15 protein-coding genes and 4 pseudogenes are annotated in these 16,662 nt (G+C 58.6%); 5 read left to right on the top strand and 14 right to left on the bottom strand.

Features of this window, described 5'->3' with window-relative positions; genetic code table 11:
* The 5 genes from IQ26_RS36930 to IQ26_RS36950 all read right to left on the bottom strand — a co-directional run.
* A partial coding sequence (locus IQ26_RS36930; RefSeq protein WP_208760297.1) for a transposase occupies positions 1-202 on the bottom strand: 202 nt, incomplete at its 3' end.
* Positions 203-303: 101 nt separating this feature from the next.
* On the bottom strand, positions 304-3,231 hold the full coding sequence (locus tag IQ26_RS36935; protein WP_208760298.1) for an HsdM family class I SAM-dependent methyltransferase: 2,928 nt from the start codon (positions 3,229-3,231) through the stop codon (positions 304-306).
* Positions 3,228-3,518 (bottom strand): XRE family transcriptional regulator, encoded by a 291-nt coding sequence (locus tag IQ26_RS36940; RefSeq protein WP_145723284.1) that lies wholly within the window; start codon positions 3,516-3,518, stop codon positions 3,228-3,230. The genes IQ26_RS36935 and IQ26_RS36940 overlap by 4 nt, the downstream gene beginning before the upstream one ends.
* A 152-nt stretch (positions 3,519-3,670) precedes the next feature.
* Positions 3,671-3,973, bottom strand: coding sequence for a helix-turn-helix domain-containing protein (locus IQ26_RS36945; RefSeq protein WP_145723285.1), 303 nt, complete (start codon positions 3,971-3,973; stop codon positions 3,671-3,673).
* Positions 3,974-3,983: 10 nt separating this feature from the next.
* On the bottom strand, positions 3,984-4,337 hold the full coding sequence (locus tag IQ26_RS36950; RefSeq protein WP_145723286.1) for a type II toxin-antitoxin system RelE/ParE family toxin: 354 nt from the start codon (positions 4,335-4,337) through the stop codon (positions 3,984-3,986).
* 204 nt (positions 4,338-4,541) lie between these two features.
* On the opposite strand from IQ26_RS36950, the pseudogene IQ26_RS36955 reads away from it, so the two are divergent.
* Positions 4,542-5,640 (top strand): annotated as a pseudogene (locus IQ26_RS36955) (IS1595 family transposase).
* A 180-nt stretch (positions 5,641-5,820) separates the two neighbouring features.
* Here the strand turns inward: IQ26_RS36955 and IQ26_RS36960 are convergent.
* The 7 genes and pseudogenes from IQ26_RS36960 to IQ26_RS40880 form a co-directional block, all read right to left on the bottom strand.
* On the bottom strand, positions 5,821-6,546 hold the full coding sequence (locus tag IQ26_RS36960; RefSeq protein WP_145723287.1) for a glycoside hydrolase domain-containing protein: 726 nt from the start codon (positions 6,544-6,546) through the stop codon (positions 5,821-5,823).
* A gap of 91 nt (positions 6,547-6,637) precedes the next feature.
* Entirely contained in the window at positions 6,638-7,210 is a 573-nt protein-coding gene (locus tag IQ26_RS36965) for a glutamate acetyltransferase (RefSeq protein ID WP_145723288.1), read from the bottom strand.
* Positions 7,211-7,347: 137 nt separating this feature from the next.
* Entirely contained in the window at positions 7,348-8,223 is an 876-nt protein-coding gene (locus IQ26_RS36970) for a hypothetical protein (protein WP_145723289.1), read from the bottom strand.
* A gap of 132 nt (positions 8,224-8,355) precedes the next feature.
* The gene (locus IQ26_RS36975) at positions 8,356-9,204 is read right to left on the bottom strand and encodes a helix-turn-helix domain-containing protein (RefSeq protein ID WP_240547438.1); all 849 of its coding nucleotides are present in this window, start codon (positions 9,202-9,204) and stop codon (positions 8,356-8,358) included.
* Between the two features lie 110 nt (positions 9,205-9,314).
* Positions 9,315-10,268, bottom strand: a complete 954-nt coding sequence (locus tag IQ26_RS36980; protein WP_240547440.1) for a LysR family transcriptional regulator — start codon at positions 10,266-10,268, stop codon at positions 9,315-9,317.
* Between the two features lie 486 nt (positions 10,269-10,754).
* Entirely contained in the window at positions 10,755-12,179 is a 1,425-nt protein-coding gene (locus IQ26_RS36985) for an alpha,alpha-trehalose-phosphate synthase (UDP-forming) (RefSeq protein ID WP_240547439.1), read from the bottom strand.
* A 225-nt stretch (positions 12,180-12,404) separates the two neighbouring features.
* Positions 12,405-12,539 (bottom strand): annotated as a pseudogene (locus tag IQ26_RS40880) (LLM class flavin-dependent oxidoreductase); the annotation flags it as partial.
* A 117-nt stretch (positions 12,540-12,656) separates the two neighbouring features.
* On the opposite strand from IQ26_RS40880, the pseudogene IQ26_RS36995 reads away from it, so the two are divergent.
* The 4 genes and pseudogenes from IQ26_RS36995 to IQ26_RS40890 form a co-directional block, all read left to right on the top strand.
* Positions 12,657-12,842: pseudogene (locus IQ26_RS36995) on the top strand (Tn3 family transposase); the annotation flags it as partial.
* A gap of 642 nt (positions 12,843-13,484) precedes the next feature.
* Complete coding sequence (locus IQ26_RS37000) at positions 13,485-14,054, top strand: hypothetical protein (RefSeq protein WP_145723292.1); 570 nt, start codon at positions 13,485-13,487, stop codon at positions 14,052-14,054.
* Between the two features lie 324 nt (positions 14,055-14,378).
* The gene (locus IQ26_RS41375; RefSeq protein WP_156090978.1) at positions 14,379-14,516 is read left to right on the top strand and encodes a hypothetical protein; all 138 of its coding nucleotides are present in this window, start codon (positions 14,379-14,381) and stop codon (positions 14,514-14,516) included.
* A gap of 364 nt (positions 14,517-14,880) precedes the next feature.
* Positions 14,881-15,198, top strand: a pseudogene (locus IQ26_RS40890) (ProQ/FINO family protein); the annotation flags it as partial.
* Positions 15,199-15,233: 35 nt separating this feature from the next.
* On the opposite strand, the gene IQ26_RS40895 reads toward IQ26_RS40890, so the two are convergent.
* Entirely contained in the window at positions 15,234-15,644 is a 411-nt protein-coding gene (locus tag IQ26_RS40895) for a hypothetical protein (protein ID WP_240547441.1), read from the bottom strand.
* Between the two features lie 298 nt (positions 15,645-15,942).
* On the bottom strand, positions 15,943-16,662 hold a 720-nt coding region (locus IQ26_RS37010; protein ID WP_276316466.1), incomplete at its 5' end, for a TCP-1/cpn60 chaperonin family protein.

The raw sequence follows: 16,662 nt of genomic DNA on the forward strand, positions 1-16,662 counted from the left end.
CAAAGTTGTGGATGACCTGGTCCGGGCTGCGCGGATCATCGATGCAGCGCGCCAGACGGTCGGCCACCCGCAGTCGTTTCTCCACCTCTGCTAGAGCCAGAACGCCACTGTCCGACGACAGCATGCCGCCGTCGAAACGGGCGACGACGGACTTGCCGCCCACTGATGACAAGCCGCTCAGCGGCAGCGTAAGATCATTCATGGCGGGTGTGGTCTCCGGAAATGATTCGGATCGGCCTTAGCAACCAAATCCTAGGTCATTTCAACGGCTTGAACCACATCCGCCAACCCGCCGTGAATTTTTCAGGCTAGTTGCTTTAGCTGGTTTAGGAGTGCCTGACTTTGGACATCCTTTACGAAGATGCCGTCTGAAACAGACCCGAGTGAGATTGCTAGGAGGCGATAAGGGGTAGCATCTGCGGCACGAAATATCGTAGCGGAAACGGTCTTATGCGACCCGAATCCAGCCTTGAGCACACGAGAAAGGTAGGCGCAATAGGGCGCCAGATCTGCTTCGAAGCGATCATTTGAATTCCACGTTGGCAGATGCCCCTTGGCATCATCGCCGCCCAGAAAATCCGCGAGGGTAAACTCTACGGCGTCTTCAACGAGGACCCGCTCAGCATCGGAAAATTCAAAAAGGTTGAAGACCCGCTCATCGAGATCAGCCCGGCTAGTAACATTTTCGAGCATCCCCGGCCTAGGTTCGGGAAGCGGCAGACTTAATATCTCGTCTCGCGAAAGCTTAGGGCGATAGGCCGCAAATCTGCCGCTAGTAAGAAAATTGTAATAGACCGCTAACTTGCTGTTGAAGGAGAGGCACGCGGCTTCCAGCGCCTCCCGCTTACCATGCACCGACAGGTAGCTCTGGTTGCAAATAATTCCCGCTCGGTCGCGTGAGACGTTCACGCGCGCATGAAAGCGACCCGTCGCTCTGTTCCAGCTGTGTTTGACCAAAAGCTGAGGCGTCTCAAAGGCATCTAACCCAGTCGAAGCCCGCGAGTGGATCTGCATGTCGTGGCCGATCGGCAGGTTGCCTTCGTCGATCGTTAAGAATGACCCAGGCGGGAACATAGTTGCATTGAAGACCCGGCGGCCTTCCAGGTGTGGAGCGGGCTTTGTGCCGTCACCGAAGGTAATTCCCTGTTGGCTTTTGATGCCGTACGAAGGGTTGAGCGATGAGAGGCGCGGAAAGGACTGCAGTCGTCTGAGGAGCTGTAGGTCACGGGCATGCCCCCACATCAGTTTCGACCAGATTTGGCCGTCCTCGGCCGCATCGCCCGCACTGAGCCAGCGCAGGTCGCCCGGCTCGATGACGATGGTGAACTCGTCAACAAGTGGGCGGACATGCTTGGGGCTGACGTAACGAATTTGGTCACCCATATCTGGGCTTCCGCGCCTCAGTATCATGACACACGCAGGAGCCGCCGATGTCCTCGTCGTATGAGTCTTGCGCTTAAAGACCCGGAATCGCAGCGCCGACAGATTGTAGATTGACTCGACATTAAGCCGTTTGAAGAGCTGCCGTCGGAAACCGACCGCGCGTGGACTTATGTTGAACAGGAGAGAGTTGGCCGACTGGATCAGCGCGAGCCGGCCATTTTCGCCAATCAGTTGGGCGCCCTTCGCGATAAAGAGCCCGCCAATATCGTTATTCGGGATGCACCAGGGATGAGCGTCGTCGTCCGCCCACGCCCGAGCGGCCGGTGTAATCACTCCGTCTCCCCAAGGCGCATTTCCGACGATCAGGTCATAACTCTCTGCATCCCCCAGCGTAGCGAAGCCTTTTCGGTCCTCCTCAAAGAAGTCCGAGCAAAGGAGCCGGCGGTCGCGCATCGGTGGGAATACGACTTGGGTCCAGTAGTGGCGTGGCTCTATCTCGTCGCACATCGCAAGATAGAGACTGAAGCAGGCGACGCGCACTGCATGGGGATCCTTATCTACGCCGAAGATATTGCGCTCGAGCAGACGCCTGAGTGTCTCGGCCCGCACGGTCTCGTCAGGATTAGCGCGCTTCCATCGATGGACGAGCCGTTGAAATGCTTTCACCAGGAATATGCCGGATCCACATGCTGGATCTAGGACCTTAAGATCCCACTCCTCACCCTGCCACGGAAGAACCTTGTCCAATATGAAGTCAACGAGGTGAGGCGGTGTGTAAAAAATTCCTTCGCTTGACGCCCGCTCGCTAACAAAGGTCTCGTAGATGCTACTGATGAACTCTAGCGGGATCACGTCGAAGGCGTATTGCGGCCAGAGCGACATTTGGCTGGAGGCCATGTCGAGCGAACCTCCAATGAAATCGGCCAGGATCGCAAGGTGGCGCGGCGCAACTACAGCACGTTCGCGCGACCAGCCCGCTGCGCGATCGTCCGGCTGCGTTCCCTTACCTGGGAACAAGTCGCCGTTGAACTTTGTGTTGAGCCAGTCAAATAGCCGATAGCTGTCTTCATAGTCGGCCAGAATGCTGCCAAGGGAGCCATGGATGCCGCCCAGCACGCCGTCTTTATGAAGACGATGCAGCCGAGCGACCGTGAGCGCTGGATTACCGTCCTGATCCTTACGATCGAACAGAAATTGCACGAAAATCACTCGAGCCAGGAGATCGTGGCAGATGTCGTCGTCGGTGAGACCGTCTTCGAACAGGACCTCACGGATATGTCGCAGATTGCGCAGCAGCATTTGGTCCGCACGGCCATCACGATCGAAGCGACCTTGGCGGTCGCCAAAGAAGCGGCCGGAGACGAGGTTCACCCAGTGAAGCGCTTGGACTGCCCGCGCCTCCGCTGAATCCGAATCCGCGGAGCGCAGCGCGGCGGCCGAGATGCCCTCTACAACATAGTCACCTACCGGGCGATCGGGATCAGGCGCCTCGCAGCAACTCCAGACGCGCAACTGCGTGGGCTCGATGGTTATAAGCGTTGGAGCATGGGAGAAATTCCACGCAAGCCGGTGCAATTCTCGCAGGGTATCAATGCCAACAGCTGCGGAGAATTCCGCCACAATGGCCAAGGGCGGCTCTGAAGTCAGCGAGGCGGGATCCGCCATAAGCACGCCGACCTGAGCATCGCGCGCGTCATTACGATGACGAAGCGACCGGCCGATCTTGTTCTGAACGAGCTGCGCATAGACCGCTGCACCCGCGCCGTCCGGCTTTGTTACTGCGCGCGCGGCCGGCCAAGCGAGCACTCGGGCGGCCTCCTCCAGCGTGAGATCTATTGGGGCCTTCACGTCCCCAGCTCCAGCCGGCCCTGTTTTTCACCGCCGAACTTACCAACCGCTGCTGCCCCGCGCGGTCTCTTTGGAGATAGCCCCAGACGCTTCAATACTGGGCGGAACGGAATGTCGCGGATCTGAAGTTCTGCCAGCAACGCGGCGATTACAGCCAGATGATCTGGAACCTCGCCGAGCTTCCGATTATTCGAGATGGAGTTCGGCCGTCGGCCAAGCAGTTGCGCGAACTCGCGAACGCTTAGGTGCGCTTTGTCCAATTCGGCAATGAAGTCGTCATAGGACACCGTATTCCACACCTACCCCATGTTTTAATGACGTATGCACATTAAATCATGTGCGTCCAGTTTTTTCACGTATCGTCGCTTTGATCTCTGCCTTCGTTCGCGCTTGCCGCGGGCGACAATGGCGAAAACGCACTGGCAGCGATGTAGGCATATCAGACCAATTCGATCCTAACCTTGCGGCCGACAATTTCCGCAGCACGCTGCAGCGTCGTCAGCGTCACATTCCCGTCGTTCGGGTCCAACAGGCGACTAACCTGGCTGCGGCTCGTGTGCATCCGCTCAGCAAGGCCTTTGCGCGAGATCTTCTGCTCCTTCATTGCGCTTTCGATCTGCCAGGCCAGCACCTCTTTGATGGCGATCGCCTCGAACGCCTCGAGCTTGCCTTCGCCAGCGAGGAATTCATCCACGCTGGTGAGTCCGTCCAGCGAACGGGGAGCGGTAGGTTCGGTCGTCATCACTGCCTCCTTACGGCAAAAATTCCTTCATCCGTTTCCGCGCGAGCGTCAGTTCCTCATCGGGCGTCTTCTGGGTCTTCTTGATGAACCCGGACAGCACGATGATCGTCGCGTCGCGCACACAGAACAGCATGCGGGCAATACGCCCGCTGGGAAGTGATGTGCGCACTTCCCACAGACCGCCACCCAAGGCCCGACATAACGGCATGCCGACCGGCCACCGGTACTGCACGCGCATAAGGTCCAGTCCTATGGCCTGGCGGTCGTCTTCGTTAAGACCGCGAAGCCAGTCGCGAACCACCTCGCCGCCGACCGAGGTCCGATAAAACACAGCCGGAATTCGGCGGGGGATCTCATCTGGCATACTGCCTCATATAATGTTCATGTACCATATAATGGACATGCCTGCAATGGAAAACAGGGCATGGGTACGCCCAAGATGCGCCACCATGCCACCGTGATAGCAGTTCGAAATCGTACGCGGCTTTTATCAACCAAAGACAGCAATAGGCTTGTGATCATGGCCTTCCCATGCGCTTCTTGGAAGCGTGATCCGGAGGAGATGAGAATGCCTGAAACGATGCTCGCGGCGCTTTCCAGTATTCGGACAGTCGATGAAATGGTCGAGGCGTTCCGGGATGAGGAGCATTGCCGGAGATTGCTGGAAACCATGGTGTGGCCGGATGGTCGGATTTGCCCGGCCTGTGGTTACAAGCGTTCGATCGCGCTTGCCGGTCGCGATACGGGCAAGCGGCGGGCGCGGCCGGGTCTTTATCAATGCTCCAGTGGCGATTGCCGGTTCCAGTTTACCGTGACGACCCACACCCCGCTGCATTCGACCAAGCTGCCTTTGCGTGTCTGGCTGAAGGCCATGTGGCTGCTGCTGCAGTCGGACAAAGGCTTGTCCTCGGTACGACTGGCCGAGACCCTTGGGGTAAGCCAGCCCACGGCCTGGCGGATGGGACATGCGCTACGTCTGATGGTGGCGCGGGAGAATATGCTTGCCGGCACGGTGGAGATAGACCATTTTCCATCTCGGTGGAAGACCCAGAAAGCGGCCGGATGACCCGCCTCCGGGACGGGGCCGGAAAGGTCAGGCGAATACGGAGAAAACCCCGGTCATGGCGATGGTGCAGCGACCGAATGACGTCACGCCCGGCACTCCGGCCGGAGGCGCGCGTGCCGCGGTCGTGACCGGACTTTCGTTGCGTGCCGCCGAACGTGCAGCTGAAACGCAGATCGAACCCCATGCCCATTTGATGAGCGATGAGGCGAAAGCGTTCATGGCCATTGGTGAGAGTTTTGCCAAGCATGAGACCGTGAAGCATTCCAGCCACGAATATGTCCGCGACACTGTCCACGTCAATTCGGTGGAAGGCTTCAATTCCCGCGTCCGGCGGACCATCGCGGGTGTTTTTCACCATATCAGCCCGCAACATGCCGACCTGTACTTCCATGAAATCGGATTTCGCTGGTCCCAGCGCGTCGTCACCGGGAGCGCCGTTCGGAAAACCCGGCACGGTCGGGAAATCATGCGGACTCTCTGGTCACGGGTGCCGCCCGCGCTGCAACTGCCGAACGTTTTTCGGACCGCAACTGGACGCCAGATGCGCCGAAGCCCGGATGGCGGCATCATCATCAAATCAACCGTAGCTGTCTTTGGTTGATAAAGGCTGCGTACGATTTCGCACTGCTCTTGTTCCGACCCCATATCGCGACAACTTTATATTCGCCGTTTTCGGAGGAAAGACACGACACGGTCTGGCAATTGATGTCGGAGACCTCTACGAACATAAAATCCGACAACGTTTTCAGCTAGCGTCTACGAGCCGGCGTCCCTCGCCATCCTAGGCCAGCGAGCCTTCGCCCGACTCATCAACTTGGAAGGCCCCGATCTCCCTCCGAGGAACCCGAACGATATTGCGATCATAGCCCACCCCAGAGGGGCCATGGGCAACCTCTGGAGGTACCTGCCGCATCGACCATCGGTTGGAATAGAAGAACTGCTCGGTTCCAAGAAACAGTCGCGACATAGATATCCATGGAACCGTGATCAGTCCCTCCGCTAATAATTTTGAGAGCACGGCACCGCTACCATACGCGCCGATGACGAAAGTGCCGTTGATCTCCTCTTTAATCGCGTGGAAGTAGGCGAGGATGGGGCCATCGATCTGCGTAGCCGGATAGTCCAAATCGACGGCAAAAAAAATCGTACTGCCTCTATCTTTCGGCTGGCCGACGCGCTTTGCGAACCCCATAGCACTCTTTGCATTTGCAGTACCGATCGAGCTCGAGAAATTGGAAATATGGCGGCTGCTGTCCTGGAAAATCGGTAAAATTCCGAAACCCTGCCTAGATAGCAGTTTCGCCTCCTCCGGTATGATGGTTTTTGGCCTCGCGGATCTCGCGTAATACCGAATGACCGTGGTCACCCCCGATCTTCGCAAGAAAGTGAGAAATTTCCGGCCCGCCTTATTGTTGAGACGGACGCTGACATCCGCTGCGGACCATCCGTCCGCCTTCGCGAAGTCTTCACAATAGGGCATCGGCTTTCCCGCTACAAGGCGCACCACCGACTTCGTTTCCGCCGACGGAATGTGCGCTATTCACATATTCAACGAGCGTGCTGCTCCTTCTGGCTGAATGTGGAATCCGGCATACGGATCAGGGCAAGACGCGCAGGTAGTAAGGTGAGTCGCTCGGCGGGCCGAAGCGGCCGAAAACCTGCGCGATAGTGGACTGCGTATCCTTGTTTGACAGATTCAGGCACGCCTTTAGCAATGTTGAGGTGACGGCGAAACTGCCAGGGCTTCCACCATCGAAAGCGGCAAGGCAGGTTAAAGATAAATGGATTTTCGCGGAGTCGGATTGATCCAGGATGAAGCAATTGAATGCAGTCGGTTCGCCGTATCTGCTCAGATAGACACTGATGGGCTTCGCCAAATCGACGCCCGCTTTGTCGCCGTCGGCAGCATCGGCGCAAATTGACGCAAGGGTACTTGGCAAATCCGCAACGGCCATCGTGCGGTTCTGGGTCTTCGAAGCCGTGGCGGCCTCCACCTGGTTCGGCACCATTTGCATGGCATTCTGCCACGTACTAGGATCCAAGTTCAGAATTGAGCCTTCGGACAGTTTCTGGATCAAGGCTGAGCAAATCCTCTCCGCTTCGAGGGGGCCGCTGCTCTGTGCGCCGATTACCAGGAAGAGGCCCGCAGTTGTTTCTGCGATGGGGTTCATAGTTGCTTTCTTATAAAAGCGGGGCCGGAGTTCGTCGGCACCGCGGGCAGCCGGACCTGATCTATGACGCTGGCGAGGTTCCTTCGAATTGACACCGTCGGTTGGTGCGCTGCTGCTTTCGAGACCAATCATGAGGATCAGACCTGGGGCGTGATGTCTTGTTGCGGGGTCGAGCCGCCGTTAAAGAAGTTCTTGGCATTCGTAAACTGCTCGGTGGCGTTCTTATTCACGATCTCCTGGAAGTTTTTGTAATCGGGGCCGCCTTTGCGGATCCGGCGAGTCTGAACGATGTTGGCAACCTCGTTATAGCTTATGTCGACGTTGACGTATTGTGTCGACGAGCAAGAAGATTTTAGATCAAGGAAGTACTCATTGAACTCGAGTTGTCGTAGAACAATTGCTCCGTAGTCGTAATATCCGCCTGCCCCGTTATCGAGAAGGTAGCTTTGGTAGGTGCATGTCAGAGCCTTGTACTGCTGCGACTTGCTGTTGGCGCTGAAGGTCAGGTTGCCCATCTCAGTGAGGAAGGACTGGAAATCCCTTAGCAGAGACGCCCCGTCAGTGACGATCGCCTTCGCGATCAAGGAGAGGAACGTGGCTGAAACGGAGGTGCCAGCAAACTTGTTTGAGTAACCTTTCTGTTTTTGCCCTCCCATCGAAAGATCGGGAATGTTGGCCACAACGTTCGTCCAGGTGTTGATGTCAAGTTTTTTCGCATCAACGTTAGGATAATGGGTATGCATGTAGTCGTGAATGAGTCCTCCTATAGCCAGAAGGTTGTCCTGATTTTGTTTCATGATGCCGCTGTACGCCGGGTCATCGGTCTTCTGACCAATGAGGTGAAACTGTACTGTTCCTTGATCGTTGGCGATCGTGTCGTCACTGGGGCGCGCAGCACCTGGCTGGGCCAAAACCAGCGACTTGGCGCCGAAAAACGCGCTCGCCGCCTCATAGTTCTTGTCCGAACATCTCTGTTCATGCCCTTGAAAATGCGCTGCGACCGCGTTCAACATGCTTATCTTCCTTTTCTGAGCGTTGCTGTAAAAGCCGCAAAGTGCCTGGAGTGCGTAAACGCTTGAGTATCAGGTGATCATTGCGTGTCTTCACTGGCTGTATACCAGTTTGTTCCGATCCCCACCTTTGCGTCAGGCAGACCTTTCTCTGCGCGCCGCCATTTTGCGATAGCGCAGCGGCGAGAGCCCATGGATCGCCTTGAACGCCGTGGAGAAATTGTTGCTGTTTTCGTAGCCTAAGGATTCAGCGACCTCGGCCACGCTTTCATGCCCGCTTCGCAAGCGGGCGGCAGCCTCCATCATCCGGTAGTGCCGTAACCAGGTCATAGGCCCGCAGCCAAAGGCAGCCTCGAAGCGGTTGACGAGCGTTGTCTTGTTGGTCCCGGCTATGCGCGCCAGTTCGCTGAGGGCGATCTGCTGATCGACTCGCTGTGCCAGCAGATCGCAAGCCTTCTGAACGAGGGGGTCGGCTGAGAAGAATAGCGGTGCAGAACGCCGCGCGATCTGAGCGACGCAGGCGGTCAGTCTGCTCACAACTTCCTGCTCGATCAGTGGCCACAACAGGTAATCGGAATACCCGTCGGAGAAAACCGCTTCTCGGTCCAGCCTGTCTTCGGAAACCAGGGCTAGTTGCACCAGTCCGGAAGTGAGCTTCGCATGACCGTACCCATGTTGCTCCCATTCGCGGCAATCGATGATGACGATTTGCGCGCAGCGCCCCGGCCGCAACAAACAATGCTCAAGGATATCGATCTGCCGCACTTCGTTGGGCAGATTGCCGAAGATCCGCGAACTCGCAATTTGTGCCAAACACTTACCTGCCAAAGGGTCCGGGCCAAGATACGCGGCCAGAATCGATGCATGCACCTCGGTAACACCCTGAGAACATGGCCTGCGAAAGCCTTGACGCGGCCTAACGGCGGTCGAAGAAGGTGGGTCTTGGTTTGTGTAGTTGGCCGTAAGTGTGAATACCTTCTTCACAGCAGATGCTCGCTCGAAGTCAGCGCGCGTCGGTTTCACTGAGTTGGGACAGCGGAACCAGCATCGCGTCACTGGCTCGGTCCTGAAGATAGTGCCAGACTTCGATCGCATCACGCTTCTTCCCTTGGCGAAGCATCAGCCGTTTGCCCTCTCACTGTCGATGGATGCGCCAACTCTGTTCCCGCCGCCGCTGCGGCGGCAATCTTGTGGCGCAGCCAGTGATGCTCTGGGTCGCGATGGCAACGCTCGTGCCAAATCAGCCCAACCTCGTAAGGCGACAGTTCCACCGGCGGATCGACAATCGCTAGGGGGAGCAAGGCGGCGATCCGTGTCGCGACGCGGTGTGGTACAATCAGCACCAGATCGGTCGCCGCGATGGCCACAGCGGCCGTCAGGAGGTTGGAAACCAGCACCGGATCGCGATCTTGGAGGTGTAAATTTGCCAGATCATCATGCACCCGTCCGAAGCCGCCCTTAGAATCCGAGTCAATGGCAGCGTGGCGCAGGGCAGCGAAGGCCTCGATCGTCCATTCCTGCGCCAGGGCTGGGTGGTCGCAACGTAGCAGGCAGGCGAAGCGGTCAGTATAGAGCCTGCGCCGAAAGAAGCCCGGTGGAGTGCCACCGGTCTGCCCAACGGCCAGATCGATCTCGCCTTGCTCAAGCCGCCGGAGCGCGCCGGTTAGAAACGAGCCGGTGACGATGTCGAGATTGGGCGCGTGCTCGCGCAGCAGGGGTAGGAGAGGCGGCAGCAAGATCAGGGCTTGATGGTCGGGTATCGCCATTATCGTCTTTGATCGCCATTCCCCCCGGCCGTTCACCATCCCGCGGAGCGCATCCAACACCGGCGGCAGCATTCGGGCCAACCGTTCGGCCTGCGGCGTCGGGACCAAGCCGCTCGAGCCGCGAACCAAAAGATCGTCATTGAAAATGCCACGCAGCCTTGTCAACGCTCGGCTCATCGACGGTTGGCTCAAGCGCACGTGCCGAGCCGCATGCGTGACGTTGCGGTGCTCCAGCAGCGCCTCAAGAGACAACAGTAAATTCAGGTCAATGGATGCCAGCATTTGCTGTTGCCGTGGGGCGCGAGCGCCCTCGACAATCAGTCGTGGCCGCTCACGCGTGTTTGAAGAAATCTGCCGACTGCAAGAGAGCTCACCCATGTCTTTTTCCTCTTGTTTTAATATGGAATGTGCTCAAGCTAACGTCTTGAGATCTGGCGTGCGGTGTAGGTCGATGCTGCTTAGCACATCAGCAATGTCGCCAACCGGGTTGGTCGGCATATTCAATACACGGGGTCTCGATCAGCGAACCAATGACAGTCGAATGCTCGACACCGACGGACCCGGCGACGAGAGCCCTTATTGCGGATCGGCTCAACTAGTTTGATGAGGGGCCGCAGCCGCGAGTTCTTCGCTCCCGTGCCAGAACAATCGGCTACAACCCAACTGGGTAGTTGGTCTGCGGTCATCGCCATCGGGGTTACCACAGCACATTAACCACGCCTCGGCGAGGCCGGAATGCTGCCCTGATTCACTTGGTCGCGATCAGCCTCATGCTGGCAAGTCCGCCGCCTCAAGCTTGGCAAGAAAGCCGTCGCACCATCGATAGACATCATGCCCGATAAGACTGTCCTTCATTGCGCTCCAACGGTCTTTCCGTTCCTCTGGCGACATGCGAAATGCCTTTTCCGTGGAGGCCGCCACAGCCTCTGGGTCATAGGGATTGACGAGAACCGCTCCCTCCAACTTGCCAGCGGCGCCGGCAAATTGCGAGAGCACGAGGACGCCCGGATTGCTTGGGTCTTGCGCAGCCACGTATTCCTTCGCCACCAGATTCATGCCGTCGCGGAGCGGCGTCACTAGACCAACGCGTGCCAGTCGGTAGAGGCCGGCCAGTTCCAGCGGGCCATGGGAACGATTGGTGTAGTGTACTGGTACCCAATCGATGGTTCCAAGTTCCCCATTGACACTTCCCACCAGTTCGGCGATGTGCTTTTGCAGCGCCAGATAGGCCGGTATTTCCCCGCGGGATTTCGGGGTAATCTGCAGCAGTAGCGTCTTGCGGACGCGATGACTGTTACGATCAAGGAAATGGCGAAACGCCACGATGCGCTGATCGATGCCCTTGGAATAATCCAATCGGTCGACACCAATGGCGACGTCACAGCCAGCAGTCTTCTTGTAAACTTCCTGCAGATCCCCGTCGCGCGTCGCTAGCTTTGCGAGGCTCTCGAACTTGGCCGTGTCGATACCGATTGGAAAAACCCCGCAGCGAAACTCTCGCCCTTTGACTAGGCAGCTACGGTCTTTCATGAGACGCCCTAGGTTTCGGCGGCTTAGACATTCGGCGAAGTTGTTAAGATCGTCGTCGGTTTGAAAGCCGACAAGGTCATAGAACGAAAGCGCTTCCAGTAATTCTTCGCAGACGGGCACGGTGGCGAGGATGTCCGCCGGCGGCCATGGTATGTGCAGGAAAAAGCCGATCCGGTTGCGGCAGCCGCGCTCGCGCAGTTCTTTCCCTAGAGGGATCAGGTGATAATCTTGCACCCATATGACGTCGTCCTCGCGATGGAGCGGCATCAAAGACTCTGCGAAGAGTCGGTTGACGCGGTAGTATCCTGACTTTCTCGCGTCGTTATATTCGGCGAGGTCGACACGGCAGTGGAAGACCGGCCAAAGAACCCTGTTGGCGAAGCCGTAGTAATATTCGTCCAGATCCTTGTCCGAGAGATCGGCAAGGGCATAGGTGATGCCGTTGGCCTCCTGCATCGTCGGTGACACCTGTTTCTTCTCGGCTCTCACCTTCCCCGACCAGCCCATCCAAAGGCCGCCTCGTTGCTTGAGCGCGGCGTTCAGCGCAATGGCCATTCCGCCCGGGGGCAGTGACCCGTGCTCGTCGGGCAGCGCAACCCTGTTTGACACGATGACCAGTCTACCATCTCCACCGTCCTCACCGACACTCATGATGTTCTTCATGGTCACTCCTGTTTCCTGCCAGCTTTTGGCTTTGATCCACAGCCAAGTTAGGGACGGTCATCAGGTGGGACAATCTCATTAGGTGTATGGCAGAATAGCGCACACAAATAGGCACTAAGCGGGGCAGGAACTGAGCTCCCAAAGCTTCGGTTTTTGGATCATGTTTCTCCTGATTTAACTGAGAGCGTGGGCCGATTCCCTACGACCACTAGTGTGGCAGACCGGCGCCTCCGGGTTCGCGATGAGCGCATCATCCTCCCAACTGTCCCAGGGCTTTGTCACCACGTCTACGAATTCGCCCGCGCCCTTGTAACGGTCGGCGTGGGTTGGATGTCGGTCAAAGCCGAAATTCAACGCCGCGACCCGACCATTGGCCAGACACGCTTTCATTGGCTGCGATCGGCGCCGGATGCGCCTGGTGCGTCAAACCTGGTCGGGCTGACCGAACGGATTGCCTTCCTGCGCAAGCTGGAAATCGACATGCTTCATGTGGCGGCATCGATCAATACCCGTACCGTTGTGCCCTCGACGATCTTGCTCTCGGCATCACCGAAGGAAAACCAGCTGGCCAAAGCTCTTCGGGAACTCGGCCGCATCGAGCGGTCGCTCTCCATGATCGAATGGTATTCGAGTCCGGCATTGCGCCGGCGATGTCAGGCCGGTCGTCCCTGATGGCGCTGAGAGCAACGGTTATGTGAATCGCGGTCGCAAATCGCCTGGTTACACCCGGCTTGAGCAAGCGCCCACTGAGGCGCCCGTACCGGAAGTCGGGCATTCGTCGAGGTCGATCTGCGGCTGACGGAGAGTGACAAGAATCGTATCGCCGATGTCGTCACGATGCTGAGCGAGTATCGGATCCCGCTGCGGACCAACGCCGGCCAACGAAGCTAGTTCGAGCGGCGGCTCTCTAGTGTAAGCCGAGGGATGCCTGACTGAACGGCACCCGATCGGGCTGCGCAATCCCGACCAGCTGACGCCCGATCGGGCGCTCTCGTTGTGGCCGCCCCCACCGCCATGCAGCGTTTCTACTTTGCTGGCGCCCCGACACTAGGACATCGGCCGGCGCTAGCCGCCCTGTGTCGAACTGCGCTTGGTCAAGAACAGCGCGGCCTAGGTTCGCGGTGCCGCTGTCCTAGCCAGCGAAGGTCGTGTTCGTCATCCCCGCGGTTCGCGTGCATCCGCCGCTAGCCCAGTTAATGCGCGCTTCGCCCTGCGGACAGCAGACAGCGAAGCCGCCATGGCCGCGAAAATCTCGCAATGGCGCCTCGATTCCAGGTCCCACCCGCCACTTTTGCGAGGTGATCCGTGCTGGTGCCGGGCGTGGGATCATGCCATCCATCCCCTGACCTCATCATTGCCATCGCCTCCTGCCCTCCCTGCCGCGCACGCGGCGTAGTGCTGTCACTCTACCCTGCTCGCATCGCCTCACCTCACGCGGGAAAGAATGTCGTTAACGTCATCCTGTGCGGCAAATGTCACAGCGATACGACAGAACGCAGAAATGCCATTATGGCGTCCTGCCAAGCAATGGGCATCGAGGATGCCGAGCCAGTCATCCATGAGTTCGATTCCTGCAAGCGGGCCGGCTCTTTAACCGGCCTTCCCTGGCGCTCGCGCGCCGGCTACTTCGCCACGGTTACCGATGTGGAGAAGCTGTCATGTCGCAATCCGCTGTCGAACAGGGACTGGCATACGGCCAACAAGGCGCGTTCGGGGCTGACACCGTCAGGCTCGGAGGGCATCCCTAGTCAAGTCGTTGCAGCTCCCGTCGGCTTTATGAAGTCGCCGCACTGGGACATTATTCCTGACCCGCTCATCGGATCAGGCTACCTTAAGACAAAAAGACTCGGCACAATCTGGGTGCCGGGTCTTTAAGGTCACATTCGTGATTGGGCAGGTGCTTTGACGCTTCTTGGCTACGCCCCGCATGATTAACGAGCCGTTAACTGCGGGGATATTCCTCAGCTTCTATTCAGCGACAAGAGCGTCCAGATAGGCCATCTTGGCGCCGGGAATAACCCACATGTCCCGGACAGTGTGCCGGCGTTGTTTCGTTCATCCCGTCAGGGCAATCGGATGGGGGTCCGAAGCATTCGAATTGAGCTGCCCTGGCCAAGGTTCCATCATCGTCATCGGCGGCAGCTATTCCGGAATGGCCGCCGCCCCTGCAGGTTGTTCCGCGCCCGACGCCTGGTTCTCGTGACCGACGCCGGACTGCCGCGGAACCGTTTTGCCTGCCATTCGCATGATTTCCTGTCCCAGGACGGCGTCGATCCGGCCGAGATCGCGAAACCGTCGCGTGAGCAGCTTTCGCGGTACGAGACGCTCGCCGGGTAGAACGGAACGGCCGAACGGGTGAGGGGAGCCGCGACGCTTTCGGCGTCCTACTCGCCGACGGCGGAGGCCGTCGAGTTTTTTCGCTACCGGCGTTTCAGATACTCTGCCAAGGGTTAAGGGGCCGGCATGGGGCAAGAGAGTTTTCCATTGCCACTACTGTCTTGGTTATGAACTCGACCGGGGACGGCTCGGCGTGATTGTTACCGGATCCTGCTCGCTGCAGCAGGCACTTCGTCTGCCCGAATGGGGAGGCGCCCGCTGCTTTGCCCTGCGGGACGAATGCCCATTTTTCCATAATCATGGCATATATCAGTGTTAGGAAGGTCCGAATCGGAAACGAAAACAAATCGGGCGAGGCTTGATCGTGTCGACCGCTAGCCAAGGGAAATCGCCCGCACAGCTTTTCCGCTATCTATCGGCCAAGTGGCCTGCGGCGTTCAACCCAAAAGCGCCCAGACCGCTCAAGATCGGCATCCATCGTGACATTCGCGTGCTTGACGGCGAACTGTCCGATGATGAATTGAGGAGAGCCCTGCTGGCCTATACCAGGATGGCCAAATACTTGGCGAGACTGGATGCCGGCGCCGCACGGGTCGATCTCGATGGCAAGCTGGCCGGCGTGGTCTCGGATGCGGACGCGGCGACCGCCAAGGCTTTGCTTTGCGCCCGCAAGCACAAGCAAGAGACTAAGCAAACGCCGGAGCCAAGGGCAGAGCCTCAAGCGCCACCCAAACCAAAACCGAAGCGAAGCGCCGTGCTCAACGCGAAGAATACCGCCGACAGCCCGACCGGCATAGTCGTTGAGACGAAGCGTCGCCGGTCATTCCGAAAGCCGATGGCTTGATCGCCGCTGAGCGATGGCTTGTGCCGACCGGGACAGCCCTGAGGGTCGGAGCGGCGCCCCGTGCCGATCCGAATTGCCGCGATCGCAATGGAGCTGCCGCATTCGTGGTCGCGAAATACGGAGTGGTCGGTCATCCCTTCTTCGAGATGAACGAAGGCTGGACGCTTCTTCCGATGGTCGTTGGGGATGGCAATCAGGTCGACGCCGGCCCAGATTGATTGTGGCCGCTTCCCGAGCTCACGCTTCTGTTTGATCTTGATGACAAAGGGTTGCTGCTGCCTCATGCTCTCGGCGACTTGGGGGAGGAGCGAATATTATCTAGGCCGATCGCACGCTTTTCGTTCACTGCTCCCACACTCTTGAACGGCTTTCGAGTACGTTGATTGTCTTTGAAGCCACGACGCCAGCGGCTCTCCGCGCCCCCGGCCCGCGCTCTCGCTCTCCTTGTCCTGCTTTCACGACCATCGCTACTACGGCCATCCGGCCGGCGTTCGCGCCAAACATTTCCGCCAGGATCCGACTTCAAAGAAAAGGGCGCCATCGCTGCCGCCCATTCCCGTGTGTGAAGGCAGATCGGCTGGATTAGAAGTCCATACCGCCCATGCCGCCCATGCCGCCGCCGCCCATGCCGCCAGGCATGCCGCCGCCGGCCGACTCCTTCTTCGGAGCCTCCGCGATCATGGCTTCGGTGGTGACCAGCAGGCCGGCGACCGAGGCCGCGTCCTGCAGAGCCGTGCGCACAACCTTGACCGGATCGACGATACCCATGGCGATCATGTCGCCATATTCGCCGGTCTGGGCGTTGAAGCCGAAGGTCGCGCCCGTGTTCTCGAGGATCTTGCCGGCAACGATCGATGCTTCCGCACCGGCGTTGGCCGCGATCTGGCGGGCCGGAGCCTGCAGCGCGCGACGCACGATGGCGATGCCCGCGGTCTGGTCGGAATTGGCGCCGACAGCCTTGATGCTCAGCGAAGCGCGCAGAAGCGCGACGCCGCCGCCGGGAACGATGCCTTCTTCGACGGCCGCGCGGGTCGCGTTGAGAGCGTCATCGACGCGGTCCTTCTTTTCCTTGACTTCGACCTCGGTCGCACCGCCGACGCGGATGACAGCAACGCCGCCCGCCAGCTTGGCGAGACGTTCCTGCAGCTTCTCCTTGTCGTAGTCCGAGGTGGTCTCCTCGATCTGCTGCTTGATCTGGGCGACGCGGCCCTGGATCTCGGCCTTCTTGCCGGCGCCGTCGACGATGGTGGTGTTCTCCTTGGAGATCGACACCTTCTTGGCGCGGCCGAGCATGTTGAGGCC

The sequence above is a fragment of the Mesorhizobium tianshanense genome, assembly GCF_007830515.1.
In the GTDB taxonomy this organism is placed as follows: domain Bacteria; phylum Pseudomonadota; class Alphaproteobacteria; order Rhizobiales; family Rhizobiaceae; genus Mesorhizobium; species Mesorhizobium tianshanense.